The sequence below is a fragment of the Halospina denitrificans genome (assembly GCF_004364635.1).
Classification (GTDB): domain Bacteria; phylum Pseudomonadota; class Gammaproteobacteria; order Pseudomonadales; family Oleiphilaceae; genus Halospina; species Halospina denitrificans.
In genome coordinates this window covers 62,259-86,104 of record NZ_SOAX01000008.1, presented here as the reverse complement: position 1 = coordinate 86,104, position 23,846 = coordinate 62,259, and the positions used below count along the sequence as shown (strand labels likewise).

The 23,846-nt window shown below is 61.0% G+C and carries 20 protein-coding genes and 1 riboswitch; of the genes, 7 read left to right on the top strand and 13 right to left on the bottom strand.

The features are described 5' to 3' along the window. Window positions 1-41 precede the first annotated feature (41 nt). Window positions 42-713 carry a histidinol-phosphatase gene (locus DES49_RS14660; RefSeq protein WP_133737182.1) on the top strand — a complete coding sequence of 224 codons (672 nt, stop codon included), beginning with the start codon at window positions 42-44 and terminating at the stop codon, window positions 711-713. Between the two features lie 25 nt (window positions 714-738). Here the strand turns inward: DES49_RS14660 and DES49_RS14655 are convergent, their stop codons facing one another. The 5 genes from DES49_RS14655 to thiC form a co-directional block, all read right to left on the bottom strand. After that, window positions 739-1,350 carry a YqiA/YcfP family alpha/beta fold hydrolase gene (locus DES49_RS14655; RefSeq protein WP_133737181.1) on the bottom strand — a complete coding sequence of 204 codons (612 nt, stop codon included), beginning with the start codon at window positions 1,348-1,350 and terminating at the stop codon, window positions 739-741. Window positions 1,351-1,355: 5 nt separating this feature from the next. Then, a complete protein-coding gene (gene cpdA / locus DES49_RS14650; RefSeq protein ID WP_133737180.1) occupies window positions 1,356-2,156 on the bottom strand; it encodes a 3',5'-cyclic-AMP phosphodiesterase in 801 nt (266 codons plus the stop codon). Window positions 2,157-2,262: 106 nt separating this feature from the next. After that, window positions 2,263-2,721 carry a DUF1249 domain-containing protein gene (locus tag DES49_RS14645; RefSeq protein WP_243865065.1) on the bottom strand — a complete coding sequence of 153 codons (459 nt, stop codon included), beginning with the start codon at window positions 2,719-2,721 and terminating at the stop codon, window positions 2,263-2,265. Continuing rightward, window positions 2,721-3,347, bottom strand: a complete 627-nt coding sequence (locus tag DES49_RS14640) for an NUDIX domain-containing protein (RefSeq protein WP_133737178.1) — start codon at window positions 3,345-3,347, stop codon at window positions 2,721-2,723. The genes DES49_RS14645 and DES49_RS14640 overlap by 1 nt, the downstream gene beginning before the upstream one ends. Before the next feature lie 14 nt (window positions 3,348-3,361). Continuing rightward, window positions 3,362-5,248 carry a phosphomethylpyrimidine synthase ThiC gene (gene thiC, locus DES49_RS14635; protein ID WP_133737177.1) on the bottom strand — a complete coding sequence of 629 codons (1,887 nt, stop codon included), beginning with the start codon at window positions 5,246-5,248 and terminating at the stop codon, window positions 3,362-3,364. A gap of 85 nt (window positions 5,249-5,333) precedes the next feature. Then, window positions 5,334-5,438: riboswitch (TPP riboswitch) on the bottom strand. Window positions 5,439-5,549: 111 nt separating this feature from the next. Here thiC and DES49_RS14630 point away from each other — a divergent pair. Next, window positions 5,550-7,022 (top strand): TolC family outer membrane protein, encoded by a 1,473-nt coding sequence (locus DES49_RS14630; RefSeq protein WP_208297044.1) that lies wholly within the window; start codon window positions 5,550-5,552, stop codon window positions 7,020-7,022. Here DES49_RS14630 and waaA read toward each other — a convergent pair. The 6 genes from waaA to dtd form a co-directional block, all read right to left on the bottom strand. Continuing rightward, window positions 7,010-8,278, bottom strand: a complete 1,269-nt coding sequence (gene waaA / locus DES49_RS14625) for a lipid IV(A) 3-deoxy-D-manno-octulosonic acid transferase (protein ID WP_133737176.1) — start codon at window positions 8,276-8,278, stop codon at window positions 7,010-7,012. The two genes, DES49_RS14630 and waaA, sit on opposite strands and share 13 nt — an antisense overlap. Window positions 8,279-8,316: 38 nt before the next feature. Then, the gene (locus DES49_RS14620) at window positions 8,317-9,243 is read right to left on the bottom strand and encodes a branched-chain amino acid transaminase (protein WP_133737175.1); all 927 of its coding nucleotides are present in this window, start codon (window positions 9,241-9,243) and stop codon (window positions 8,317-8,319) included. Between the two features lie 76 nt (window positions 9,244-9,319). Then, complete coding sequence (gene glnE / locus DES49_RS14615) at window positions 9,320-12,238, bottom strand: bifunctional [glutamate--ammonia ligase]-adenylyl-L-tyrosine phosphorylase/[glutamate--ammonia-ligase] adenylyltransferase (RefSeq protein WP_133737174.1); 2,919 nt, start codon at window positions 12,236-12,238, stop codon at window positions 9,320-9,322. Between the two features lie 79 nt (window positions 12,239-12,317). After that, window positions 12,318-13,196 carry a CYTH domain-containing protein gene (locus DES49_RS14610; RefSeq protein WP_133737173.1) on the bottom strand — a complete coding sequence of 293 codons (879 nt, stop codon included), beginning with the start codon at window positions 13,194-13,196 and terminating at the stop codon, window positions 12,318-12,320. 6 nt (window positions 13,197-13,202) lie between these two features. Then, complete coding sequence (locus DES49_RS14605; RefSeq protein WP_133737172.1) at window positions 13,203-14,240, bottom strand: porin; 1,038 nt, start codon at window positions 14,238-14,240, stop codon at window positions 13,203-13,205. Window positions 14,241-14,293: 53 nt separating this feature from the next. Continuing rightward, window positions 14,294-14,752, bottom strand: coding sequence for a D-aminoacyl-tRNA deacylase (gene dtd / locus DES49_RS14600; RefSeq protein WP_133737305.1), 459 nt, complete (start codon window positions 14,750-14,752; stop codon window positions 14,294-14,296). 283 nt (window positions 14,753-15,035) lie between these two features. On the opposite strand from dtd, the gene DES49_RS14595 reads away from it, so the two are divergent. Next, window positions 15,036-15,728 carry a TorF family putative porin gene (locus tag DES49_RS14595; protein WP_133737171.1) on the top strand — a complete coding sequence of 231 codons (693 nt, stop codon included), beginning with the start codon at window positions 15,036-15,038 and terminating at the stop codon, window positions 15,726-15,728. A 49-nt stretch (window positions 15,729-15,777) separates the two neighbouring features. Here the strand turns inward: DES49_RS14595 and pip are convergent, their stop codons facing one another. Continuing rightward, window positions 15,778-16,746 carry a prolyl aminopeptidase gene (gene pip / locus DES49_RS14590; RefSeq protein ID WP_133737170.1) on the bottom strand — a complete coding sequence of 323 codons (969 nt, stop codon included), beginning with the start codon at window positions 16,744-16,746 and terminating at the stop codon, window positions 15,778-15,780. Between the two features lie 72 nt (window positions 16,747-16,818). After that, window positions 16,819-18,630 carry a translational GTPase TypA gene (typA, locus tag DES49_RS14585; protein ID WP_133737169.1) on the bottom strand — a complete coding sequence of 604 codons (1,812 nt, stop codon included), beginning with the start codon at window positions 18,628-18,630 and terminating at the stop codon, window positions 16,819-16,821. 403 nt (window positions 18,631-19,033) lie between these two features. Between typA and glnA the strand changes: the two genes are divergently transcribed. From glnA to glnG, 4 genes are all read left to right on the top strand, one after another. Further along, complete coding sequence (gene glnA, locus DES49_RS14580; RefSeq protein ID WP_133737168.1) at window positions 19,034-20,440, top strand: glutamate--ammonia ligase; 1,407 nt, start codon at window positions 19,034-19,036, stop codon at window positions 20,438-20,440. 122 nt (window positions 20,441-20,562) lie between these two features. Next, window positions 20,563-21,129: a DUF4124 domain-containing protein gene (locus DES49_RS14575; protein ID WP_133737167.1), complete on the top strand. Its 567-nt coding sequence runs from the start codon at window positions 20,563-20,565 to the stop codon at window positions 21,127-21,129. Between the two features lie 219 nt (window positions 21,130-21,348). Continuing rightward, window positions 21,349-22,419 carry a nitrogen regulation protein NR(II) gene (glnL, locus tag DES49_RS14570; protein WP_133737166.1) on the top strand — a complete coding sequence of 357 codons (1,071 nt, stop codon included), beginning with the start codon at window positions 21,349-21,351 and terminating at the stop codon, window positions 22,417-22,419. After that, a complete protein-coding gene (gene glnG / locus DES49_RS14565) occupies window positions 22,416-23,843 on the top strand; it encodes a nitrogen regulation protein NR(I) (RefSeq protein WP_133737165.1) in 1,428 nt (475 codons plus the stop codon). Before glnL ends, glnG begins: the two co-directional genes overlap by 4 nt. The last annotated feature ends 3 nt before the right edge of the window (window positions 23,844-23,846 follow it).

Genomic DNA, 23,846 nt, shown 5'->3' with positions numbered 1-23,846 from the left:
ATAATGCGCCGATGGCACACAGATTTCACGGGAGCAGCAGTTTGACGCTAGCAATCTTCGACCTCGACAACACCCTCCTCGACGGCGACAGCGACCACGCCTGGGGCCAGTTTCTCATCGACCACGGCATCGTCGACGGCGAACGCTACCAACAGCGCAACGACGCCTTCTACCGCGACTACGAAGCCGGCAGGCTCGACATCGAGGACTACCTCGCCTTCGCCCTCGAACCCCTGGCCATCAACGCCTACGAACACCTCCAGAAACTGCGCCACACCTTCATGAGCGAAGCTGTCGAACCCATGATCAGCCCAGCCGCCGAAGCGCTGATCGACCGCCACCGCACCAACGGCGACACCCTGATCATCATCACTGCCACCAACCGTTTCGTCACCGAACCCATCGCCGAGCGCCTCGGCATCCCCCACCTGATCGCCACCGAACCGGAAGTCCACAACGGCCGATTCACCGGCCGCGTCTCCGGCACCCCCTGCTTCCGGGACGGCAAGATCACCCGTCTCGAACAATGGCTCCTCGACCGCCACGAAACCCTCGACGGCGCCCGCTTCTACAGCGACTCCCGCAACGACATCCCCTTACTGGAGACCGTCCCTCACCCGGTCGCCGTCAATCCCGACCCGGCACTGAAAGAAACCGCCCAATCAAGAGGCTGGCCTATTCTGGATCTCCACAACCGGGAAGCGAGCACATGACCTGAAGGAGTGGGTGGGTCGCGCTTCAGGCGGTGCTATCCGGCACCCGAGCCTCGTCCGCCAGGAACGTCAGCATTGCCGACAGGTGGTTCTCGAACGAGGAGAATCGGTGATCACCGCCCTCTTCCACCATCAGATGCACATTCGCAAACCGTCGCTCGGCTTCCCGGTAATCCAGGGTTTCATCCCCGGTCTGGAGCATCACCATCAGGCGTTCGGGGTGTGAAGGCTCGCCGGGGTCGAGGTCGCGGAGGCACTCCACGTCTTCGCGGGTGACTTCGAAGGCTTCGCCGGTGTAGAGGTTCGTCTGGGTGCCCAGGTATTGGTTCATCAGGTCGTAGGGATAGGCGGCCGGATTGATGAGGACGGCCGGGAGGCCGTAGCGCTCGGCCATGGCGTAGGCGAAAAACCCGCCAAGGGAACTGCCGATCAGGCCCACGGCGCGGTCGCCGCGGCCCTGGATCAAGTCATCGAGCTGTTTTTCGATTTCAACCGGGGAGTACGCCAGTTCCGGGATGAACCACTCACCGCTGTAACTGATGGCCTTGAGGTGCGAATCGAGAGCCTGGGCTTTATCCGATTGGGGAGAGCTGCGGAAGCCGTGCAGGTAGATGATATCCGGAGCGGTTTCAACCATTGGAGTCAGTACCCATCGCTTTCAACGTCAAGGCCAAAGTCCTCATCCTCCACCCGTTCGACACCGGTTTCAATAGTGCCATCCGGGTGCAGATTCAACCAACGGTACCCCGGGGGCAGTGCGTCCACGCTGAATTCATCGGAATTGGGGCGGAACTGGACACAGGTTGAGGGGGAAGCCAGCATCCGCCGACCCCCGCTTTCCTCGTCCAGGGTCTGGTGGATATGGCCACAGAGAATGCCTCGGACCTGGGGATGGCGCTCCAGCACTTCGAAAAAGGCCTCGTGATCCCGGAGGCCAATGCTGTTCATCCAGCTGGCGCCGATTTCAATAGGATGGTGATGGAGGCAGACCAGGGCATGCTCGTCGGGGTTCTCGCTCAGGAACTTGTCGAGCAGGCGCAGCTCGTATTCCGCCAGTCGTCCGTAGACCTGGTCCGGTACCGACGAGTCCAGAAAGATGAGCTGCCAGCCGTGGCTGTGATAACGGCGCTCCGCGGATTGGGTTCCGCCGATGGCCCGCTCCATGGCCGGGATCACGTCGTGATTGCCGGCAAACCAGAATACCGGGCATTCAAAGAACGCCGTGCGGTCCTGGAAAAAACGGTAAGAGGCATCACTGCCGTCCTGGGAGATATCGCCGGTGGCGAGAACAACATCCGGCTGGCCGTAATGCGTCTTTACATGATCAAGCACCGCATCCAGGGTGTCGCGGGTCTTCATTCCGAGCAGCCTGCCGTCGGCATCGCCGAGCAGATGAGGATCCGTGATCTGCAGCACATGCAGGACGTCGGCCGATGCTTCCATGGTGTTTCCAGACTCCAGTCTCCGCTATGGCCTTCAATATAGCGGTAAATTATCGTTTATGGCTAATGGATTCCCGGACGAGCATCACAGAGTCAGGCAAAGAATGTCAGGACTCGAGACTCCACACCGTATCCAGGTCCGCCGCCTGCCCAAACTTCAGACAGAAGTCCAGCCATTCGGCCAGGAAAAGGTTCACCTGCAGTTTCTCGTCGGGCAGGTGCATGCGGGCGTTGGGATAGGGATTCACGGCGCGGACGCGACCATGGCGGAAGCAGCTCATGACTTCGAGCATACCCGCATCGTGGTAGGCGCGGACCGTCATCCTGGGATTGTTCAGGAAGCGGCCCGAGTTGCCCAGCTGTTCCAGGAACCAGGTCTCGGTATAGCGAGCGCTTTCAAGACGCGCGAGCTGGACCTGCCCCAGGTGGCGCTGTCCGTCGTGCAGTTCAAAAACCACATCAGCATCGCGGGAAACCGCCAATCGCTCAAGATGCCTGAGGCGATGGTAGTTGCTCTCGCAGACGGCGGCAAAACGGGCGAGGTCCGGGACGTACTGGCTTCGCATCAACAACCTCCCCATTCACGGCGCAGTCGGTCACGGTTGAGTGCCAGCCACTGCAGGGACATGAACGCGGGCGCATTCCAGATTCGACCCGTTTTCAGGGCATCCATGGCTTCCGTAAAGGCCAGGGGCTGGACGCGTATATCCTCGTTTTCATGATCCAGCCCGTGAATGCCGCCGGCACCGGAGGCGTCCACACAGGCCCCGTAGAGGTGCACCAGCTCATTGGTGCCACCAGGGGAGACCAGATAGTCACAGATGTGTTCGAGGGCGGCCAGCTCAAGCCCGGCTTCCTCCTGCGCCTCACGGGTGGCGGTCACCTCGGCGGAGTCGCCGGGCTCATTGATGCCCGCCACCACCTCCAGCAACCAGGGTGAAGCCTCCCGTCCCAGAGCGCCCGCGCGGAACTGTTCAATCAGCACCACTTCATCGCGAACCGGGTCATAGGGAAGGACACAGGTAGCGTTCTCCCGCCAGAACAGTTCGCGCTTCATGGGGGCGCTCCAGCCCCCATCGAAAAGGCGATGGCGCAATGTCAGACCACGAACCTGGAAGAAGCCCTGGAAAAGCACTTCATCCGACTGGATCTCAACGTCGTCGTGGTCAAAAACGGGGTTAGTCTCCCCCATACTGCGCCTCACTGTCAGACTTTGTGGTAAAGATCGCCTCCCTGCTCACGGAATTCCGCCGCTTTCTCAGCCATACCCTGATCCAGGGCACCGGCTTCCGACACCCGCTGTTCCCTCGCGTACTCGCGCACTTCCTGCGAAATCTTCATGGAGCAGAATTTCGGCCCACACATGGAGCAGAAATGCGCCACCTTGGCCGAATCCTTGGGCAGGGTTTCATCGTGATAAGCTCTGGCGGTTTCCGGGTCCAGTCCAAGATTGAACTGGTCTTCCCAGCGGAACTCGAAACGCGCCTTCGACAGGGCGTTGTCCCGAAGCTGGGCGCCCGGATGTCCTTTCGCCAGATCCGCCGCGTGCGCCGCAATCTTATAGGCCATGATGCCGGTTTTGACATCGTCCCGGTTGGGCAGCCCCAGATGCTCCTTGGGCGTCACGTAGCAGAGCATGGCGCAACCATACCAACCAATCATGGCCGCGCCAATGCCCGACGTAATGTGATCGTAACCCGGCGCGATATCCGTTGTCAGTGGCCCGAGTGTATAAAACGGTGCCTCGTCACAACAGGCCAGCTGACGGTCCATGTTTTCCTTGATCAGGTGCATGGGGATATGCCCCGGCCCCTCGATCATGCACTGGACATCATGCCTCCAGGCAATTTTAGTCAATTCTCCCAGCGTCTCCAGTTCCGCGAACTGGGCTTCGTCGTTGGCATCGGCAATCGAGCCCGGGCGCAGGCCGTCGCCCAGGGAGAACGCCACGTCATAGCGCTTCATGATCTCGCAGATCTCCTCGAAATGCGTGTACAGGAAGCTTTCCTCGTGGTGGGCCAGGCACCACTTGGCCATGATCGAACCACCCCGGGAAACAATGCCGGTGGTGCGTTTTGCCGTCATGGGCACGTGATGCAGGCGCACCCCCGCATGGATAGTGAAATAGTCAACGCCCTGCTCCGCCTGCTCAATGAGCGTGTCCCGGAACATCTCCCAGGTCAGGTCCTCGGCGGTGCCGTCCACCTTTTCCAGGGCCTGGTAGATCGGGACCGTCCCCACGGGCACGGGGGAGTTGCGGATCAGCCATTCACGGGTCTCGTGAATATCCTTTCCCGTGGACAGGTCCATGATCGTATCCCCACCCCAGCGGATCGCCCAGGTGAGCTTGGAGACCTCTTCCTCGATGGACGAGGTTACCGCCGAGTTGCCGATGTTGCCGTTGATCTTCACCAGGAAATTGCGCCCGATGATCATGGGCTCGGACTCGGGATGATTGATGTTGTTGGGAATGATGGCGCGGCCTCGGGCAACCTCGTCGCGAACGAACTCCGGGGTGATTTCCTCCGGGATGCTCGCCCCGAAAGACTGCCCCGGATGCTGGCTTGCCAGTTCCGCGTCCTGTGCCATCATCTCCGCGCGTTTGGCATTCTCGCGGATGGCTATGAATTCCATCTCAGGGGTAATGATCCCCCGGCGGGCGTAATGCATCTGGGTAACGTTCGCGCCCTCCCGGGCCACCCGGGGTTTCCGGCCATGGGCAAAGCGCATCGAGTCCAGGCGCGGATCGCGCTGGCGGCGCCGTGTGTACTCCGAACTGAATTGCGACAGCTCGTGCGTATCGCTGCGCTCCTCAATCCAGGGAGCGCGCAGCGGCGCCAGGCCGGCGCGCAGATCGATCGAAGCCTCCGGGTCCGTGTAGGGGCCGGACGTATCGTAGACATAAACCGGCGGGTTTGCCCGTGGTCCCTCATCCGTCTGTGTGTCACTCAGGCGGATCTCTCGCATGGGCACACGCAGGTCTACGCGGCTACCGGTGACGTACACCTTCGAGGACGCGGGTAGTGGATCAATCGCCGCTTCTTTGTTGACGGCATTGGTTTCGCTCAGAAAGGCATTGGTGGTGCTGTTCATGGCAGTTCTCTCCGTGGTCCGTGTCGTACCGGACGGGAGAACGCAGACGCAGACTCAAGGCGTGCGATAACAGGCGGTTCGTTCTGGAAGCGCTTGTCTCGAATCCCTACGCCGGTATTAACCGGATCAGGTCTGCGGGTTCTGCATTCGCAATCTCAGCCGGCAGAAGCCGGCACCCCGTCAAGACAGTGCGTTGCCGAAGATAGTTCGACAAGCTATCTGAGTGTAGAGATCGGCCATTAACTTGTCCATAATAGTGACCGCCGGTCACGGTGACACCCAATCCATACCGAGGACCCCGATGAAAGCGAGCCGATTTCACCTTATCCTGATTACTGCATTCATGCTCCCGGCGGGCAACGCAGCCGCCGAAAACCTGATTACGGTCTATGAACAGGCGCTTGCCTACGACTCGGAGCTCGCGGCCGCCCGGGCGGTGCGCGAGGCGCGCGAAGCCGCAGTGAATGAGTCACGGGCACCGCTGCTGCCCCAGATCAACGCCTATGGCGAGTCCGCCTACACCGACCGGGTTACTGGTGATGTCGATATCACCACCCATGAGTATGGGGTTCAGCTCAACCAGCCGCTGTTCCGCGCCAACGCCTGGTTCGGTTACCAGGCCAGTCAGCAGCAGAGCAAGGCCGCCGCCGCGGAACTCTCCCGCGCGGAGCAGGCGCTCATCCTTGAGGTAGCGGAACAGTACTTCAACGTGCTGCGAGCCCAGGATGAGCTTGATACTGCACGCGCCCAGGAAGCGGCCCTTCGCCGCCAGTGGGAACAGGCCCAGGAGCGCTATGAAGTCGGATTGGTGGCGACCACGGAAGTGGAAGAAGCGCGGGCCGGTTACGATGCCAGTCAATCCCAGCGCATTGCGGCAGAGAGCCAGCTCGACATTGAGCGCGAGAGCCTGGCGCGGCTGACTGGCCAGTTCTACGAGGAACTGGAACGCCTCAGCACCGATTTCCCGGTAACCGCGCCCACGCCGGACAGCCCGGAAGCCTGGGCGGAGAAGGCGCTGGAGCAGAACTGGGCCATTCGGGCCCAGAGCCTGGCCGTGGAAGCCTCCCAGGAGCAACTCAAGGCGGCGCGCTCCGAGCATCTGCCGACACTGGACCTGTTTGCGGGCGTAAGCCGGCAACACCAGGACTACGACACCGGCACCTCAGGTGCCGGCAGCCAGCAGGCCGCATTCATTGATCAGGATTACCCGCGGACTGATGCCCGCATTGGCCTGTCGCTCAATGTGCCGCTTTACGAGGGCGGCGGCACCAGCGCCGGCGTCCGGCGGGGCCGGGCCGAAGCTGATGAGGCGCGCAGAAACCTGGATACGACAAGGCGGAACGTGCGTCTCGACACCCGGTCACTGTTCCGCCGGATCAGCACCAATATGCAGACGTTGCGCGCGCAGAAGCAGACGATCATTTCCCGCCGCAGCGCCCTGGACGCAACCCGCGCGGGCTATGACGTGGGTACCCGCAATATCGTCGAGGTGCTGGATGCCGAACAGAACTACTACGTGGCACTGCGCGACTTCGCCAACGCCCGCTATGACTATGTGCTGAACACGCTCAGGCTCAAGCAGGCCGCCGGCACGCTCAGCCCGCAGGACCTGGCCGAACTCGACCGCTGGCTGAGCGCCTCAGCGCCGGGGATTGAACGGCTTGCCCGTGAGGTAACCCAGGAAGCCGAGGCGCAGAATGGTAACGACAGCAATGGGAATCGGCGGCCGGTCCCCTCGGACGCCGTCGTGCCAATGCGCGATCAGCAGCGCTGATCCCGGAGCCGGGCGATGCCGTCGACAAGCCGTTCGACGGCGCCCCGGTTGGCGTCCACCACCGCGGACGCCCCCTCCCCCATCCGATGACGCATCTCAGCGTCTTCAAAAACCGTAACCACGGCCTGTCCCAGATCGGCGCCCTCACCCACCCGGATGACACCGCCCTCGGCCTCAAGAAACTCAAAGACCGTGGTGAAGTTGAACACGTGATGCCCCGTCAGTATCGGGAGCCCCCAGGCTGCCGCCTCCAATGGATTATGGCCGCCGCGCTCAATCAGGGATCCTCCAATGAACGCGAGATCGGCCGCCCCGAAGAGCATCAGAAGCTCGCCCATGGTGTCGGCAAGATACACAGCGACCTGACCGGGCGACTCCCCGCGGGATCGGCGGCTGACGGAGAGGCCGCGCCTGCCAATCTCGTTGAATACCGGATCAAACCGCTCCCGATGACGGGGCACCAGGATCAGCAGCGCCTCCGGCTGACGCTCGAGTAACCGGGCGTGGGCCTCAAGAACCTGCTCATCCTCTCCTTCATGGGTACTCGCGGCGATCCAGACCGGGCGCGCGCCCATCTCTTGCCGCAGTTCCGCGGCCTGTTTCCGGTTCGCCTCGTCAATGCTCACGTCGTACTTGATCGAGCCCGTTACCGCCAGACGCTCAGCCGCTACCCCGAGGCGCCCGAACCGCGCCGCATCCGGCTGCGCCTGGGCAGCAACCCAGTCCAATCCCTGAAACAGCGGCCGGGAAAAAAACCGGAAACGCGCATAACCCCGCTCGGAACGGGCTGACATCCGCGCATTGGCAAGCACAACGGGAATCCCCCGCCGATTACAGGCATGGACGAGGTTCGGCCAGACCTCGGTTTCCATAATCACCAGAACGGAGGGGTTGAGGCGTGAGAGAAACCGGTGGACGGCATGAGGGACATCCAGGGGCAGGTAATAGTGCTGTACCGTACCGGCAAAGGCGGCCTGCACCCGCTCAGCGCCCGTTGGCGTCATGGTGGTCACCACCAGGGAGGCGTCGGGATAATGCTGCCCCAGGCGCTGGATCACCGGGGTTGCCGCAATGACCTCGCCAACGGAGGCAGCATGCACCAGCAGGCATCCGGGGCCGGCATTCCCGTCAATATACCCGAGCCGCTGCGACAACCCGCGGCGATAGGCGGGGTCGCGCCTGCCCCGGAACCAGAAAAACAGGAAGACCACCGGCAGCGCCAGGTACATCAACAGGGAGTAGATCCAGCGCGCCATTATTCAGCGTTCTCCCTCGCCAGCCCGGTCGATTCAATTCAGTCGCTTGCGAGTGTCAGCCACTCACGATTCTGGTCACGAAGCCCTTCAACCGCCTCAAAGTACATCTGCTGGAAGCGTTTCGTGATAGGCCCACGGCAGCCCTCCCCGATCTGGCGGTTATCCAGCTCCCGGATGGGAAGCACCTCGGCCGCAGTACCCGTGAAGAAGGCTTCATCCGCGATATAGACCTCGTCACGGGTGATGCGCTTTTCCTTAACGGGAATGGAGAGCTCTTCGGCAAACGCCAGGATGGTGCGACGGGTAATGCCATCCAGGCAGGAGGTCAGTTCCGGCGTGTAGAGCACCCCATCGCTCACAATGAACAGGTTCTCGCCCGAGCCTTCAGCAACGTAGCCTTCGTTGTCCAGCAGCAGCGCCTCGTCATAACCACAGGTCATCGCTTCGTTCAGCGCCAGCATGGAGTTGATGTAGTTGCCGTTCGCCTTGGCCTTGCACATGGTGATGTTGACGTGATGCCGCGTGTACGAGGAGGTCCGGATACGAATACCCTGCTCCCTGGCCTCCGGCGCCATATAGGACGGCCACTCCCAGGCTGCAACCGTCACATGCACATTGAGGTTATCGGCGCGCAGGCCCATGCCCTCGGAGCCCAGAAAAGCCATGGGCCGGATGTAGGCGGATGCCAGCCCGTTCTCGCGGACCACAAGGCGCTGGGCCTCGTTCAGGGTCTCCGCGCTGTAGGGGAGTTTCATGTTGAGGATATGGGCTGAGCGCTGCAGCCGCTGGGTATGATCCTGGAGCCGGAAAATCGCCGGACCCTCATTGGTCTGGTAGGCTCTCACGCCCTCAAAACAGCCCATGCCGTAGTGCAGGGTGTGGGTCAGCACGTGAACCTTGGCTTCCCGCCAGGGGACCATTTCCCCGTCGAGCCAGATAAGACCGTCGCGATCCGCCATCGACATTGCCGGAAACTCCTCTTGTTAGGGCATTGAACCGGGCAATTCTAGCAGGAAAATCCGGGCCGTCGAAGGACGGGGTTCACGTCGCGTCCAGGGTCTCGCCCATGATCGCCTCCCAGCACCGGCGGATATAGGCCCGCTCCTCGGGGAAAGCGCTCGCATCGATTTCACTGTTCTGGCGCTGAAGCGCCCGCCGGTGAATCGTTGAGCGCATGGCGATATAGATCTCACGCATCCGCTCGGCCCACTCCGGGTCCATCACTCCGGCCTCGCCGAGAGACTCCATCTGGCGAATGTTATCGGACTGCTCCGTGATCTGTGGGTAGTCATGGGCCCAGGCAAGGATCAGGTACTGGACCATGAACTCAATGTCGATGATGCCGCCAGGGTCCTGCTTGATGTGAAAGATTGCAGGATCGGTGGACGCGAGGTTCTCCCGCATCCGCCGGCGCATATCAATCACCTCCCGGCGCAGGGACTCAGGGTCGCGCGACCGGCAGAGGATATCGCGCCGGATGCCGGCAAAACGCTTGCCGGAATCCGGACTCCCCGCCACCCAACGGGCCCGCACAAGGGCCTGGTGTTCCCAGGTCCAGGCGTCGCGCTCCTGATAAAGCTGGAACGCATCCAGCGTTGAAACGAGAAGTCCCGCATTGCCGGACGGACGCAGGCGCATATCCACCTCATAGAGCTGGCCCGATGGCGTCTGCGTATTGAGGATGTGCACCACCCTCTGCCCGAGCCGTGCGTAGAACACGGCATTGTCGATGGATCGGGTGCCCTCAGTGCTGGCCTGGGGATCGCTGTCGTGGACGAACACCAGATCCAGATCCGACGTATAGCCCAGCTCAATACCACCGAACTTGCCATACCCGATGACGGCAAAATCCGGCTCCACGTGCTGGCCCTGCCCATCCGTTGGCGTACCGTAACGCTGGGTCAGGTTTTGCCACGCAAGGACCACCACATGGTCGAGAACGGTCTCGGCGATCCAGGTGAGGTAGTCACTGACCTTCATCAGCGGCAGAGTCCCTCGCAGCTCGGAGGCTGCCACCCGCAGGACATGGGCTTTCTTGAAATGCCGCAGGGTCTCCATCTGCTGCTCGAGATCATCCAGCGGAATCCGCAGCATCTGCTGGTTCAGGTCATCATGAAGCTGCTCTTTCCCGGGCGGTGAATACAGGCTTTCCGCATTGAGCAGTTCATCAAGCAGCAACGGGGTTTCCGCCAGCTGATCCGCAATCCAGGGACTGGCGCCACAGAGCCTGACCAGCTCGCGAAGCGCCCCCGGGTTCTCCGTCAGCAGCAGCAGATAGGCACTGCGCCGCAGCACCGATTCCACCAGTGCCAGACTGCGATCGAGGATCAGCGAGGGCGCATCCTCTCCGGAAAGCGCTTCGAGAAGCATCGGCATGAAGCGATCCAGGCGACGGCGCCCCTCACGCTGAAGGGTGCTCACGGTTCGACCCTGGCGCAGTTCCGCCAGCAGCTCCAACGACCTCTCGGGCTCTTCATAGCCATTACTGGAGAGCCAGTCACGGGCAGCGTTCCCCGTGAGCGTTCCTATCCAGACGTCATGCCAGCTGTCCGCCGCGGAATCACTGGCCTCCTCTTCCTCATCCGAAGCGATGATGTCCGCAAAATGGCCGTTGACCCGCGCCCTGTGATCAGCCAATTCCTGCTCGAAGGATGCCCAGTCCGAATACCCCATGATAAGCGCGACCCGGGAACGGCCCTCAGGGTCCTCCGGAAGGGTCTGGGTCTGTTTGTCGGCAATCCCCTGCAGGGCATGTTCCGTATCGCGGAGGAAGACGTAGGCCGCATCCAGGTCCTCGACCACGGACTCCGGAAGCAGCTCCAGCTCGACCAGCGTACCCAGGACCGTGCGCAGCATCCGGTCCTGGAGCACCGGGTCCCGTCCCCCGCGAATCAGCTGGAATGCCTGGACAATGAACTCGATCTCGCGAATACCACCGGCGCCCAGCTTGATATTGTTTTCCAGGGAACGACGGCGGACTTCACGCTGAATCAGGCGCTTCATATCCCGCAGCGACTCAAAGGCGGAAAAGTCAACGTAGCGCCGGTAAATGAACGGATGAAGCAGTTCCATCAACTGCCCGCCCGCATTGAAGTCCCCGGCCACCACCCGGGCCTTGATGAGCGCATAGCGCTCCCATTCCCGACCCTGGTTCTGGTAATAGGTCTCCATGGCGTCAAAGCTGAGCGAGAGCGAGCCGCTCTGGCCGTAGGGGCGAAGGCGCATATCGACCCGGAACACAAAGCCATCGGCCATGGGTTGATCCAGGGCCCGGATCACGCGCTGACCAAGCCGGTTGAAGAAAACCTGGTTATCAATGGAGCGGCGGCTGCCTTCTGTTTCCCCGCCGGAGGGGAACGTGAATATCAGGTCGATATCCGAGGAGAGGTTGAGTTCGCAGGCCCCCAGCTTGCCCATGCCCAGGACGACAAGCTGCTGGGCGGACCACTCGCCGGTCACGGGGTCGTGACCCATGGGCGTCCCCCATTCGCGACAGGCATCGGCGTAAAGCCAGTCAACAGCGCCCTGGATGCAGACGTCGGCCAGCTCGGACATGGCACCGGCCGTCTCCTCGAAATCCGCCAGTTTCAGCAGATCCCGCCAGACCGTTCGGAACATCCAGCGACGCCGGAAATGGCGCAGCGCGGCATTCAGCTGTTCTTCGGTCTCGATTGAGGGACTGTCATGGGCCCAGGCTTCGCGGATTTCGCCCGGGCACCATGGCTGGTCCAGCACGCCATTGTCACGCAGCGGCAACAGTATATCGGGGTGGCGTACCAGCTGTTCATGCAGGAAATCACTCCGCGCCAGCGCCTGCGCAACCTGTCCAATGCGCTCATGAAACCAATCCTGCCAGCCCGGCTCCTCGATGGCCATGAGGCTGTTCCAGCCGGTTTTCACGGTTTCCTGCAGAGCGTCGGGAATGGCCTGCAGTGCCTGGCCTGGAAGGTCTGACCCCATTGCGCTTACTCCTGGGTTGTCTCGTTGCCCCAATCCTCAGGGGTTGCAGACCCAATGTCCAGAGGCGGGGGGCAGCCTCTCAGTCGGTGACCAGGGTCAGTTGGAGAGCGGCCAGCCCGGGGAGGTCTACAAGCACGCTACGCGGGGACCGGTGCTCTTCTGCAGCGCGCTTCAGGGCCTCGGTCACCTCCGAAAAGAGTGCTCCAGCCCCTTTGGCCCTGGCACGCTCGGCAATCTGGTGGTGCGCCTCCAGAAGCTCGGGCCAGAGATTCGGTTCATCGCACTGCCAGGCCTGACAGAGCTGCATCACCCAGCGCTCAACGGCATCACCCTCGGGCTCCGGAAAGCGGTGAATCCCCGCGAGGCAATAACCCTGCTCGGCCTTGCTGATGCCATTCAGAAGGGCGGGAACCTCGGACACCATGTCACGGGCTACTCGGCCAAGAGCCAGTGCATCCCCGGATTTCAGCTCCAGCTCGACCTCCAGAAGGGGGATCTCGGCGTCCTCTGTCCGGATCACGCCCTTATCCAGGGCGCACTCAATCTCCGTGGTATGGCCTTGTTCAGATACCTCTGTAAGATCGAGGACCCGACGCTGAAAATCCGTATCAAAACAGGGTACAAGATGATCCAAGGACGGATGGCCCGCGAGCGGTGTCTCATCCAGCAGTCCCAGGTCCAGGGAGGGCTCGTCACGGTTCCATTCCCACTCTTCGCGCGCCATGGCGCCCGACTGCATATGCCCCCGGGTCTTGAGCGTCTGAATGATCTGCTCACCGGTTTCGCGCAGTCGCAATGCGACCCGCTCATGATTGAGCTGTCCGTCCGGTGTATCAAAGTAGCGGTTGCGTAGCGACAGCGGGGCGCCCGCCGGGCGCCCCCCTCGCCCCAGAAGCCATTGATGGGCGGCCTCCAGGTTCTCCTCGGTCACGCTCAACTTGAGCTCGGTTTCACTCATGGTCGGTCAGAACCGGTAGCGTGAGCCGATGATCAGGTCGCGGCGCATGGGAGTGACGCCGTCCGATTCAAGCTGATAGCCCTCAACATAGACCGCCATGCTCTCGTTCACGTCGTGAAGGATCTGGGCGGTATAGGCCGTGCGGGTTTCCGTATCCAGCTGGGTGTCATCCCGTTCCCGCTCCCAGGCGACCGAAAAACGGTTGGGACCGATGCTGTAGGTGGTCAGCAGCGAGCCAACGTTCCGGATCTCGTCGCGATGCTGGTACTGCGCGGTCAGGGTCCAGCGCTCGCCCCTGTAGCTCCCCCGGAAACCATAGGTGTTTTCATTATTGCGCTCACCCAGGCGTTCGGTACTGTCGCCGTCATTGGAGTCCATGCCGAGAGCCCAGGCCCAGTTACCGCTTTTATAGGTGGTAATCAGCTGATAGGGGCGCCCCTCTTTGGCATCACCCTGGGCCACGTCCTCATTGCCGTCCTCGTTCAGCTGAACGGCGCCATGGAGCTGCCAATTACCGTAGGAAGGAGAGCGGTATTGGATCAGGCGGTCGCGTCCGGTGTCATAGGGGCCCTTGAAATGACGAAGATCAGCGCCTTCCTCATCACGGAATTCGCCCTCGAAAACGTTCGCCACCTGGTCAAGCTCCTGCTCGAACACACTGTCATCGGTGCCGCCCCATATCCGACCAAAGTCCCCTTCAACACCCAGGTAGGCGTATTCCAGGCTGTCGGTCATGCCATCATCGTCAGTGGGAATCGACGACCATTCAGCCCGAGCAAACGCCTCGGTGCCAGGCATGATCTCGGTCTGGTTGCGAATCCCAATCCATGAGTGGTTGTCCCGGAAACTGGTCTGGCTGCCCTGTTGGGTATTACGGGTTTCATTATGCTCCAGCGCCAGTGAGAGCTGACCGTACACCTCCGGCATCATGTCCATCCGGTGCATCATCTCATCAATATCCGCCTGGGTCGGATCATCGGCGGCCTGGATCGCACCGCCTGCTGTTAGCAGCATCGTGGCGGCCACGCAACGCATTGTTCTCATAGTCACTGCCCTTTTTCCGTGAAGCCGGCAGGATACCACTGCAGGGGGGCTGCCTAAACCTCCAGCATAAAGGTAACCGGGCCGTCGTTGACGAGCGAGACCTGCATGTCCGCCCCAAAAACACCGCTGGCGACATCTCCCAGACCTTCACCCTCTTCCGTAACCTGGTCCCGGGCCGCCTCCACAAACCGGAGAAACAGTGCTTGCGCCTGTTCCGGTGGCGCGGAGCTGCTGAAGGAGGGTCGCATCCCCTTGCGCGTGTCGGCGGCCAGGGTGAACTGCGGTACAACCAGGAGCCCGCCGCGGATATCCAGCAGACTGAGGTTCATCCGCCCTGAATCATCCGGAAATACACGGTAACCCAGAACCTTCTGGACGAGTCGCTGCATGCAGGCGTCGTCATCGTCCTTCTCGACGCCCAACAGAAGCAAAAGCCCTTGATCCACGGCCCCGACCACCTCGGCGTCCACCCGCACATCAGCACTGGAAACCCGCTGGATCAGCCCCTTCACGGCATTGCCCTCCTTCGTTCTGCTGGCTGGAAAGCGGATCATGCCATCCAGCCAGACCCAGTGGAAGCAGGCACCATATCGGGGCACGCCATGGGCCGGGCGCCCCACAACGGAGCGAACACGCGCTTTCCGGGATGCGCTGTCACACTGAACCCACCCCCAAAACAGCCCTAACAGACTGTTTTAAATATTTTTTAATTTTTAGGCACAACTCCTGCTAGGAGGGAGTCAAGTTGCACTGCAACGGATAACCCAAGGAAATAGCCAACGGAGGCTTTAAACCATGCAAACACCAAAGAACCGCCTTGCCACCTATGTCGCCGCCGGAATCATGGGCTCAACCGCCGTGCTCGCCGCATCCCCCGCAGTTGCCTTTGACCCGAGCCTCAGCGCCGGTGTCGGCATCTCAAACATGTATCTGTGGCGTGGCGTTGACCTCGGCACGGGAGACGCCATGGTGTCAGGCAGCCTGGACGTGGACAGCGGCATGGGCGCCTATGCGGGCGTCTGGACCTCAAGCGGTGACAGCGGAGCCGGTCAGGAATACGACCTCTACGCGGGCTACGCCACGGATATCACCGACGACATCAGCGTCGACGCGGCCATCATCAATTACATCTACCCCAAACAGGACAAATCGGTTCCACAGGATGGCTTTAGCGACTTCTCTGAAGCCTATCTGGGGGTTAGTGCCTACGGTTTTGGCGTGGACTATTACAAGAACGTCACCGGTTCGGATTACCAGTACGTGAATGCCAGTTACGGTTATGGACCTTTTGGAATTGCCGTCGGCAAGCATCTTGACGAGGCCGGCGCACCCTTCGGCGACGACATGACCCACCTCGACCTGAGCTTCCAGTTCAACGACGAGCTGTCGTTCACCACCAGCACCATCGTGGACTCGGATACTGATGACAGCACCCGTCGAACCACGCTGGTCCAGGTCACGTACTCAAAGTCCTTCGACTTCAAATAACGCCTGCCCCATGCCGCTCCTTTCTGGAGCGGCAACACATCCTGCCTCATCAGCTCAACCCAAACTCGGGCCCGAACCGGTCACTCATGGCATCCGTAGCCCGTATCAGGGCATCCACGATCGGCGGCTCTGAAGCTGCGTGTCCCGCATCCCTGACGATGGAAAGATCCGCCTCCGGCCAGGCATCGGACAATGTCATCGCGTTCTCCAGAGGGCAGATCATGTCATAGCGCCCATGAACCAACCGCGCCGGGATATCCCTGAGCCGGTCCACATTCGCCATGATCTGGTTTTCCTCAATGAAGCCGCCGTTGATGAAATAGTGGCACTCGATACGCGCCAGCGACGTCGCCATATGAGTCTGGCCGAACTTCTCAACCACCGTCGGGCTCGGGTGCAGGGTGGCACATCGTCCCTCCCAGATGGACCAGGCCCGTGCGGCCTGCAGCCGCTGGAGCTCGTTATCACCGGTCAGGCGCTGATGGTAGGCAGAAACGAGGTCCTGGCGCTCCTCGGGAGGAATCAGTGCGACAAAGTCTTCCCAGTAATCGGGAAACACACGACTGGCCCCCTCATGCAGGAACCACTGGATATCCGAGGTCCGGCAAAGAAAGATACCGCGCAGGATCATTCCCAGAACCGGGGCGGGATAGCGCTGCGCGTAGAGCAGGCTCAGGGTGGCCCCCCAACTGCCCCCGAACAGCAGCCAGCGATCAATTCCCAGAAAGGCCCTGATCCGTTCCATATCCTCAATGAGGTGGTCTGTCGTGTTGTTATCGAGGGATGCAAAAGGGGTGGAGCGGCCACTGCCGCGCTGATCGAAGAGGATAATACGGAAGCGCTCCGCATCGAAAAACCGCCTGGCGGCGGCGTCACTGCCCGCGCCGGGGCCACCATGGACGACAAGAACGGGTATCCCGTCAGGGTAACCGGACTCTTCCAGGTAAAGGGAGTGCCCATCGCCTACGTCCAGGCGATGGGTCGCATAAGGCTCAACTTCCGGATAAAGCGTTAGCATGCAGGCCTGTCACCCCGATTGCGTCAGTTCCTTTAACCGCAGTCTAGAGGCAGGTCCTGCTACAGGCCAATACTATTTCTTTCCGGAACGCTTGCGCTCCACTTCGGTCAGCAGCTTCTTGCGGACACGGATGCTGGTGGGTGTGACCTCGACCAGCTCATCGTCATCGATGAACTCAAGCGCGTTCTCAAGCGTCATGTCGATCGGCGGCGTCAGCACCAGGTTCTCATCAGTACCCGCGGCACGCACGTTGGTCAGCTGCTTACCCTTGGTCGGGTTCACGGTCAGGTCACTCTCGCGGGCATGGATGCCGATGATCATGCCTTCGTAGACCTCCGTGCCGGGTGCCACCATCAGGCGGCCACGATCCTGGAGCGTGAACAGCGAGTAGGCGGTTGTCTTACCCTTGACCATGGAAACGATGGCGCCGTTATGGCGATGCTCGGCCATGCCGCCCTTCACCGGCCCCCAGTGATCGAACACGTGGGTCAGAATGCCGGAACCGGACGTCAGCGTCAGGAACTGGGAACGGAAACCGATCAGGCCCCGCGCCGGCATGATGAAATCAAGCCGGATGCGGCCACGCCCGTCGGGAACCATGTTCTCCATTTCCGCCCGGCGGTTACCGAGCTCTTCCATCACCGGCCCCTGGTGCTGATCCTCAATATCGACCACCACCTGCTCATAGGGCTCTTCGGTGCCGTTCTCGCCCTGGCGCTGCACCACCTCGGGGCGTGAAACCCCGAGCTCGAAGCCTTCCCGGCGCATATTTTCGATCAGGACCGCCAGGTGAAGCTCACCACGGCCTGACACCGTGAATTTCTCTGCCGCGTCACCCTGCTCAACCCGCAGCGCAACATTGTGCAGAAGTTCCTGCTCCAGCCGCTCCTTGATCTGGCGGCTGGTCACGAACTTGCCTTCCAGACCCGCAAAAGGCGAGTTGTTGACCTGGAAGGTCATGCTCACCGTCGGCTCATCCACCGTCAGCGGCGGCATAGCCTCGGGCGCTTCCTTGGCGCAGATCGTATCCGAGATATGGAGGTCGCTGATGCCGGAGATACAGACGATCTCACCCGCATTGGCCTCATCCACGTTGATGCGATTCAGCCCCAGGAAGCCTTTCACCTCCAGCAGCTTGGCATTGCGCTGCTTGCCGTGGCGGTCAATAACGGTGACCTGCTGGCCGGGCTTCATCTGGCCGCCCTTGATGCGCCCCACACCCAGAACGCCCACGTAGGGATCGTAATCCAGGGATGACACCTGCATCTGCAGGGAGGCATTCGGGTCGACCGTCGGCGCGGGCACGTAATCAACGATCATGCGGAACAGCGACTGCATGTCGTCTTCCATCTGCTCCGGGTCCGCGCCGGCGATGCCGTTGATCGCTGAGGCATAGACAACCGGGAAATCGAGCTGCTCTTCATTGGCGCCGAGTGCATCAAACAGTTCGAAAACCTCATTGACCACCCAGTCGGGGCGTGCACCTTCCCGGTCAACCTTGTTCACCACCACGATCGGGTTCAGGCCCTGCGCGAACGCCTTCTGGGTGACGAAACGCGTCTGCGGCATGGGGCCGTCGACCGCGTCCACAAGCAGCAGCACGGAATCCACCATGGACATGACGCGCTCCACCTCACCGCCGAAATCGGCGTGGCCGGGGGTATCCACGATGTTGATACGGTAGTCGTGCCAGTTCAGCGCGGTGTTCTTGGACAGGATGGTAATGCCGCGCTCTTTCTCCTGGTCATCCGAATCCATGATCCGGTCGGTGTCCGAGTTCTTGCGATCCAGGGTTCCCGACTGCTGCAACAACTGGTCGACCAGAGTGGTCTTCCCATGGTCAACGTGGGCGATGATGGCGATATTGCGAAGATTTTCTATCACTAAGGAGCCTCTGAATCACTGGTATTTTCTGAAAAGGATGGACACAATGGTGACCGGACGGCTGATGCCGATCCGGGGCGGCGCAGTATACAGCAATAAGGAAGGCTGTACCATCTGATACCGGAATCACCGATGATTACCGCACTCAGCTTGACTGCACCAAAAAGGAGCGCGCCCAACATTGAAAGCACCATTAAGGTGCACTTGAGTCGGTTATGTTCGCACCACGGTAGCGCCAACTTGTTGTTATGCGGCAAATCCAGTGGCGAATCAAAGTTGGCAAAGCTTTTGCTTAATGGAACTCAGGCGCTACGACGGGACCTATAACGGTGCACACCAGGTCCACGCCCCGGAGCAAAACAGCTCTCATATATCAACACGAACCACAGATGGAGTTCTGACCATGTCCAGCAAGACGATGAATCTTATCCAGGAACACGACGTTAAATGGGTGGACCTGCGATTCACCGACAGCCACGGTAAAGAGATGCACGTAACGCTGCCCGCCAAGGAAGTGGATGACGACTTCTTTACCGACGGCAAGATGTTTGATGGCTCCTCCATCAACGGCTGGAAAGGCATCAATGAGTCCGACATGATCCTGATGCCGGATGACAATGCCGTGACACTGGATCCATTCACTGAAGAACCGACGATCAACATCACCTGCGACATCGTTGAGCCCGCCACCATGCAGGGTTACGAGCGTGACCCCCGCTCCGTCGCGCGCCGCGCGGAAGACTACATGCAGTCCGCCGGCATTGCTGACTCCGCCCTCTTTGGCCCGGAGCCGGAATTCTTCGTCTTCGATTCCGCCAAATGGAAAGTGGACATGGAGTCCGCCATGTACGAGATCCATTCCGAGGAAGCAGCCTGGGTATCCGGCGAGGATTTTGACCGCAACAACATCGGCCACCGCCCCGGCGTGAAAGGCGGCTATTTCCCGGTACCGCCGGTGGATTCCCTGCACGACCTGCGTGGCGCCATGTGTGCCGCCATGGAAGCGATGAACCTGGACGTGGAAGTGCATCACCACGAAGTGGGCACGGCCGGCCAGTGTGAGATCGGCGTTGGCGCCAACACCCTGGTACGCAAGGCAGACGAAGTGCAGGTACTGAAGTACTGCGTCCATAACGTCGCCCATGCTTACGGCAAGACGGCAACCTTCATGCCCAAGCCGGTGGTTGGCGATAACGGCTCCGGCATGCACGTCCACATGTCCCTGAGCAAGGACGGCAAGAACCTGTTTGCCGGCGACAGCTACGCGGGCCTGAGTGAGACCGCGCTGTATTACATCGGCGGCGTTATCAAGCACGCCAAGGCCATCAACGCGTTCACCAACTCGTCCACCAACTCCTACAAGCGCCTGGTTCCCGGCTTTGAAGCACCGGTTATGCTGGCCTACTCCGCCCGCAACCGCTCTGCATCCATCCGGATTCCCTACGTGAACAGCCCCAAGGCGCGCCGCATGGAAGTTCGCTTCCCGGACGCCACCGCCAACCCCTATCTGGCGTTCTCCGCGCTGGTCATGGCGGGCCTGGACGGCATCCAGAACAAGATCCACCCCGGCGAAGCCATGGACAAGGATCTGTACGACCTGCCAGCGGAAGAAGCACTCGAGATCCCGACCGTAGCGGAAACCTTCCAGGAAGCACTGGACGCGCTGGAAGCGGATCACGAGTTCCTGACCCGTGGCGGCGTCTTCACTGAAGACATGATCCAGGGCTTCCTTGAACTGAAGCGGGAAGAAGTGACCCGTTACAACATGACCACCCATCCGGTGGAATTCGATATGTACTACTCTGTCTAAACCCGGAGCGCAGTACTGCCAGAAACCCGGCCGGGGTAACCCGCGCCGGGTTTTTTATTGCATTAAGCGCGTCAGGCTCCAATAATCAGGTAAGAGTTTCCACACTGCTGACTGGGAGCATCATGACGCTGACCACTTCCTCCTCTTACCGTATCCGCGCTGCGCTGATCCTTTCAGTCCTGGTAGTGCTGCTTTTTGGTGCAGTACAGGCGGGAGAGATCTATCGGCATGTGGATGATCAGGGCAACGTGACCTATTCGGACGAACCACCCGAGAAGGACACTAAACCCATGGAGCTTGCCCCGCTTCCGGAAGTGAGCATACCGAGTCCCGAACGCCCCTCCAACAGACAGAACACTCAGGAGGAAGACACCGAAAAGACCCAAGAACGTGAAGACTACGAGCGTGTTGAGATCGTGGAACCGGAACATGAGAGTGCTTTCTGGCACGGCGGCGGCATGGTCACGATACGCGCACGCACTGAGCCCGAGTTAATCCAGGGACACAGCTACCAGCTTGAGTTTGATGGCGAACGCGGCGACACGAACAGCAGTGGCACGTTTTCGCTGAATAACGTGGATCGCGGCACCCACACCGTTGTTGTGCACGTTCTCGACTCCAGTGGCCAAGTCATCACCTCCTCCGATGCCACCCGATTCACCCTCCATCGCCCATCGCGCCTGAACTGAGCCTTTAAGCCTCAAACCCTCTTCACAAGCGGGTCACGCAAGCGCACCATATTAGTGCACTCCACAGGTGATGCGCCCTCTTTTGGTGAACTGCGTTGAGCAAATGCTGAACACCGCACACGCCCACACGTAAGCACCTGTTTTTTATGCCTTTCACAGACCGGAAACAGGGCTCATTTCTGGTTCACTTTTTGCAGACTCCTTGCGAGGGAGGATGATATGACCGAACCAATGCACCAGCGCATACTGGACAACCTGGCCACGGCCGTACTGGTGCTGGATAACACCAAGCATACCCGGTACATCAACCCGGCCGCCGAGATGCTGTTGCAGATCAGCGGGGAGCGAATCCGGGGACTGCCGGTTACGGACATTTTTGTGGAGCCCGATTCAGCCCTGCAAACACTGACCGAAACCGCGGCCACCGGCCATACCTTCACCAAGCGTGAAGCGGAACTGCTGCTGCCGACCGGCCAGTTGATCTGCGTGGATTATTCCATCTCCCCATTCCCCGGGGACGAACCCCTGCTGCTGATGGAAATCCAGCAACGGGACCGCCTGCAGCGCATTACCCGGGAAGAGGAAATCCTCACCCAACAGGAGACCACCCGCACCCTGGTGCGCGGCATGGCCCACGAGATCAAGAACCCGCTGGGCGGAATCCGGGGCGCAGCCCAGTTGCTCCAGAGGGAGCTGGATAACCCGGAACTTCAGGACTTCACGCGGGTCATCATGGAAGAGGCGGACCGCCTGCGCACCCTGGTGGACCGGATGCTCGGGCCGAACCGGGCCATAGAGACGGCACCCACCAACATCCATGATGTGGTCGAGCACGTCAGGACGCTGCTTGAGGCGGAAGGCGGTGATCAGGTCCGGTTCGTGCGCGATTACGATCCCAGTATTCCCGAATTCATGGGAGACCGGGAGCAGCTGATCCAGGCGATCCTCAACATTGCCCGCAATGCGCTGGAAATCCTCACCCAGCATCCGCCCACGAACGCGGAGCCGACGATAACGATGCGCACCCGGGCCCTGCGCCAGTTCACCATCGGCCACAAACGCCACCGACTGGCCTGCCGGGTGGACATCATCGACAACGGCCCGGGCATTCCCAAGCCACTGCAACAGAACATCTTCTACCCCATGATCAGCGGACGGGCGGATGGCACCGGCCTTGGCCTTGCCATTACCCAGAGCATCGTGGGGCAGCATGAGGGCCTGGTCGAATGCGAGAGCAGGCCAGGCCATACGCGCTTTATCATTTTCCTGCCGCTGGAGTCTTCCGAATGACTGAGAACGCGACTGTCTGGATCATCGACGACGACCGGAGCATCCGCTGGGTTCTCGACCGCGCGCTTTCCCAGGCCGGCATGACCACCGTCAGTTTCGAGTCCGGGGAAGGCGTGCTGGGGCGCCTGGAAACCGAGGTCCCGGATGCGATCATCAGTGACATCCGAATGCCCGGCATAGACGGCATCAGCCTCCTCAAGTCAATCGGCCAGGATTACCCGGATGTTCCCGTCATCATCATGACCGCCCACTCCGACCTGGACAGCGCCGTCTCCTCCTACCAAACAGGGGCTTTCGAGTATCTGCCCAAGCCCTTTGACGTGGACGAGGCCCTGGAACTGCTCCGCCGCGCCATTGAGCACAGCCGTGAGCGTCGCTCCAGCAACAAGGCCGCCAACGTGGAAGCGCGGGGCGAGAATGCGGAGATCATTGGGGAAGCCCCGGCCATGCAGGAGGTTTTCCGGGCCATTGGCCGGCTGTCCCACTCCAATATCACGGTGCTGATCAACGGTGAGAGCGGCACGGGTAAGGAGCTGGTCGCGCGCGCCCTGCATAATCACAGCCCGAGGGATGACGGCCCCTTTGTCGCGCTGAACATGGCCGCCATTCCCCGGGACCTGATTGAATCGGAGCTCTTCGGCCACGAGAAAGGCGCGTTTACCGGCGCCTCCGCCGTTCGCCAGGGCCGGTTCGAGCAGTCGCACGGCGGTACTCTGTTCCTGGATGAGATTGGCGATATGCCCGCCGAAACCCAGACGCGGCTGCTGCGAGTCCTGGCCGATGGTGAGTTCTACCGCGTGGGCGGCGCCACCCCCATGCGCGTGGACGTGCGCATCATCGCCGCCACCCATCAGGATCTTGAAGAACGGGTCCGTGAAGGCAGCTTCCGGGAGGACCTGTTCCACCGCCTGAACGTCATCCGCATCCACCTGCCGACCCTGAGCGAACGCCGGGAGGACATCCCACTGTTGATGCACCACTTCCTGAAGAAAGCGGCGCAGGAGCTGTCCGTGGAGCCCAAGGTGCTGAAGCCGGAGACCGAGACCTACCTGAGCACCCTGCCCTGGCCGGGCAACGTGCGCCAGCTTGAGAACGTCTGCCGCTGGTTGACCGTTATGGCCTCGGGGCGGGAGGTGCACGTGAGCGACCTGCCCCGGGAGCTGACCGAGCAGGAAGCGGCCGAGAGCGCCGGCGGCAGCTGGCAGGAACAGCTGCGGGACTGGGCGGACAAGGCCCTGAAGCAGGGCAAGCATCCGATACTGGATACGGCCCTGCCGGAATTCGAGCGCATCATAATTGAGGTGGCGCTGAAGCACACCGGCGGACGGCGTCGCGATGCGGCGGGGATGCTGGGGTGGGGGCGCAACACCCTGACGCGCAAGATCAAGGAGCTGGGGATGGAGAGCGAGGACAGCGAGGAGTGACCT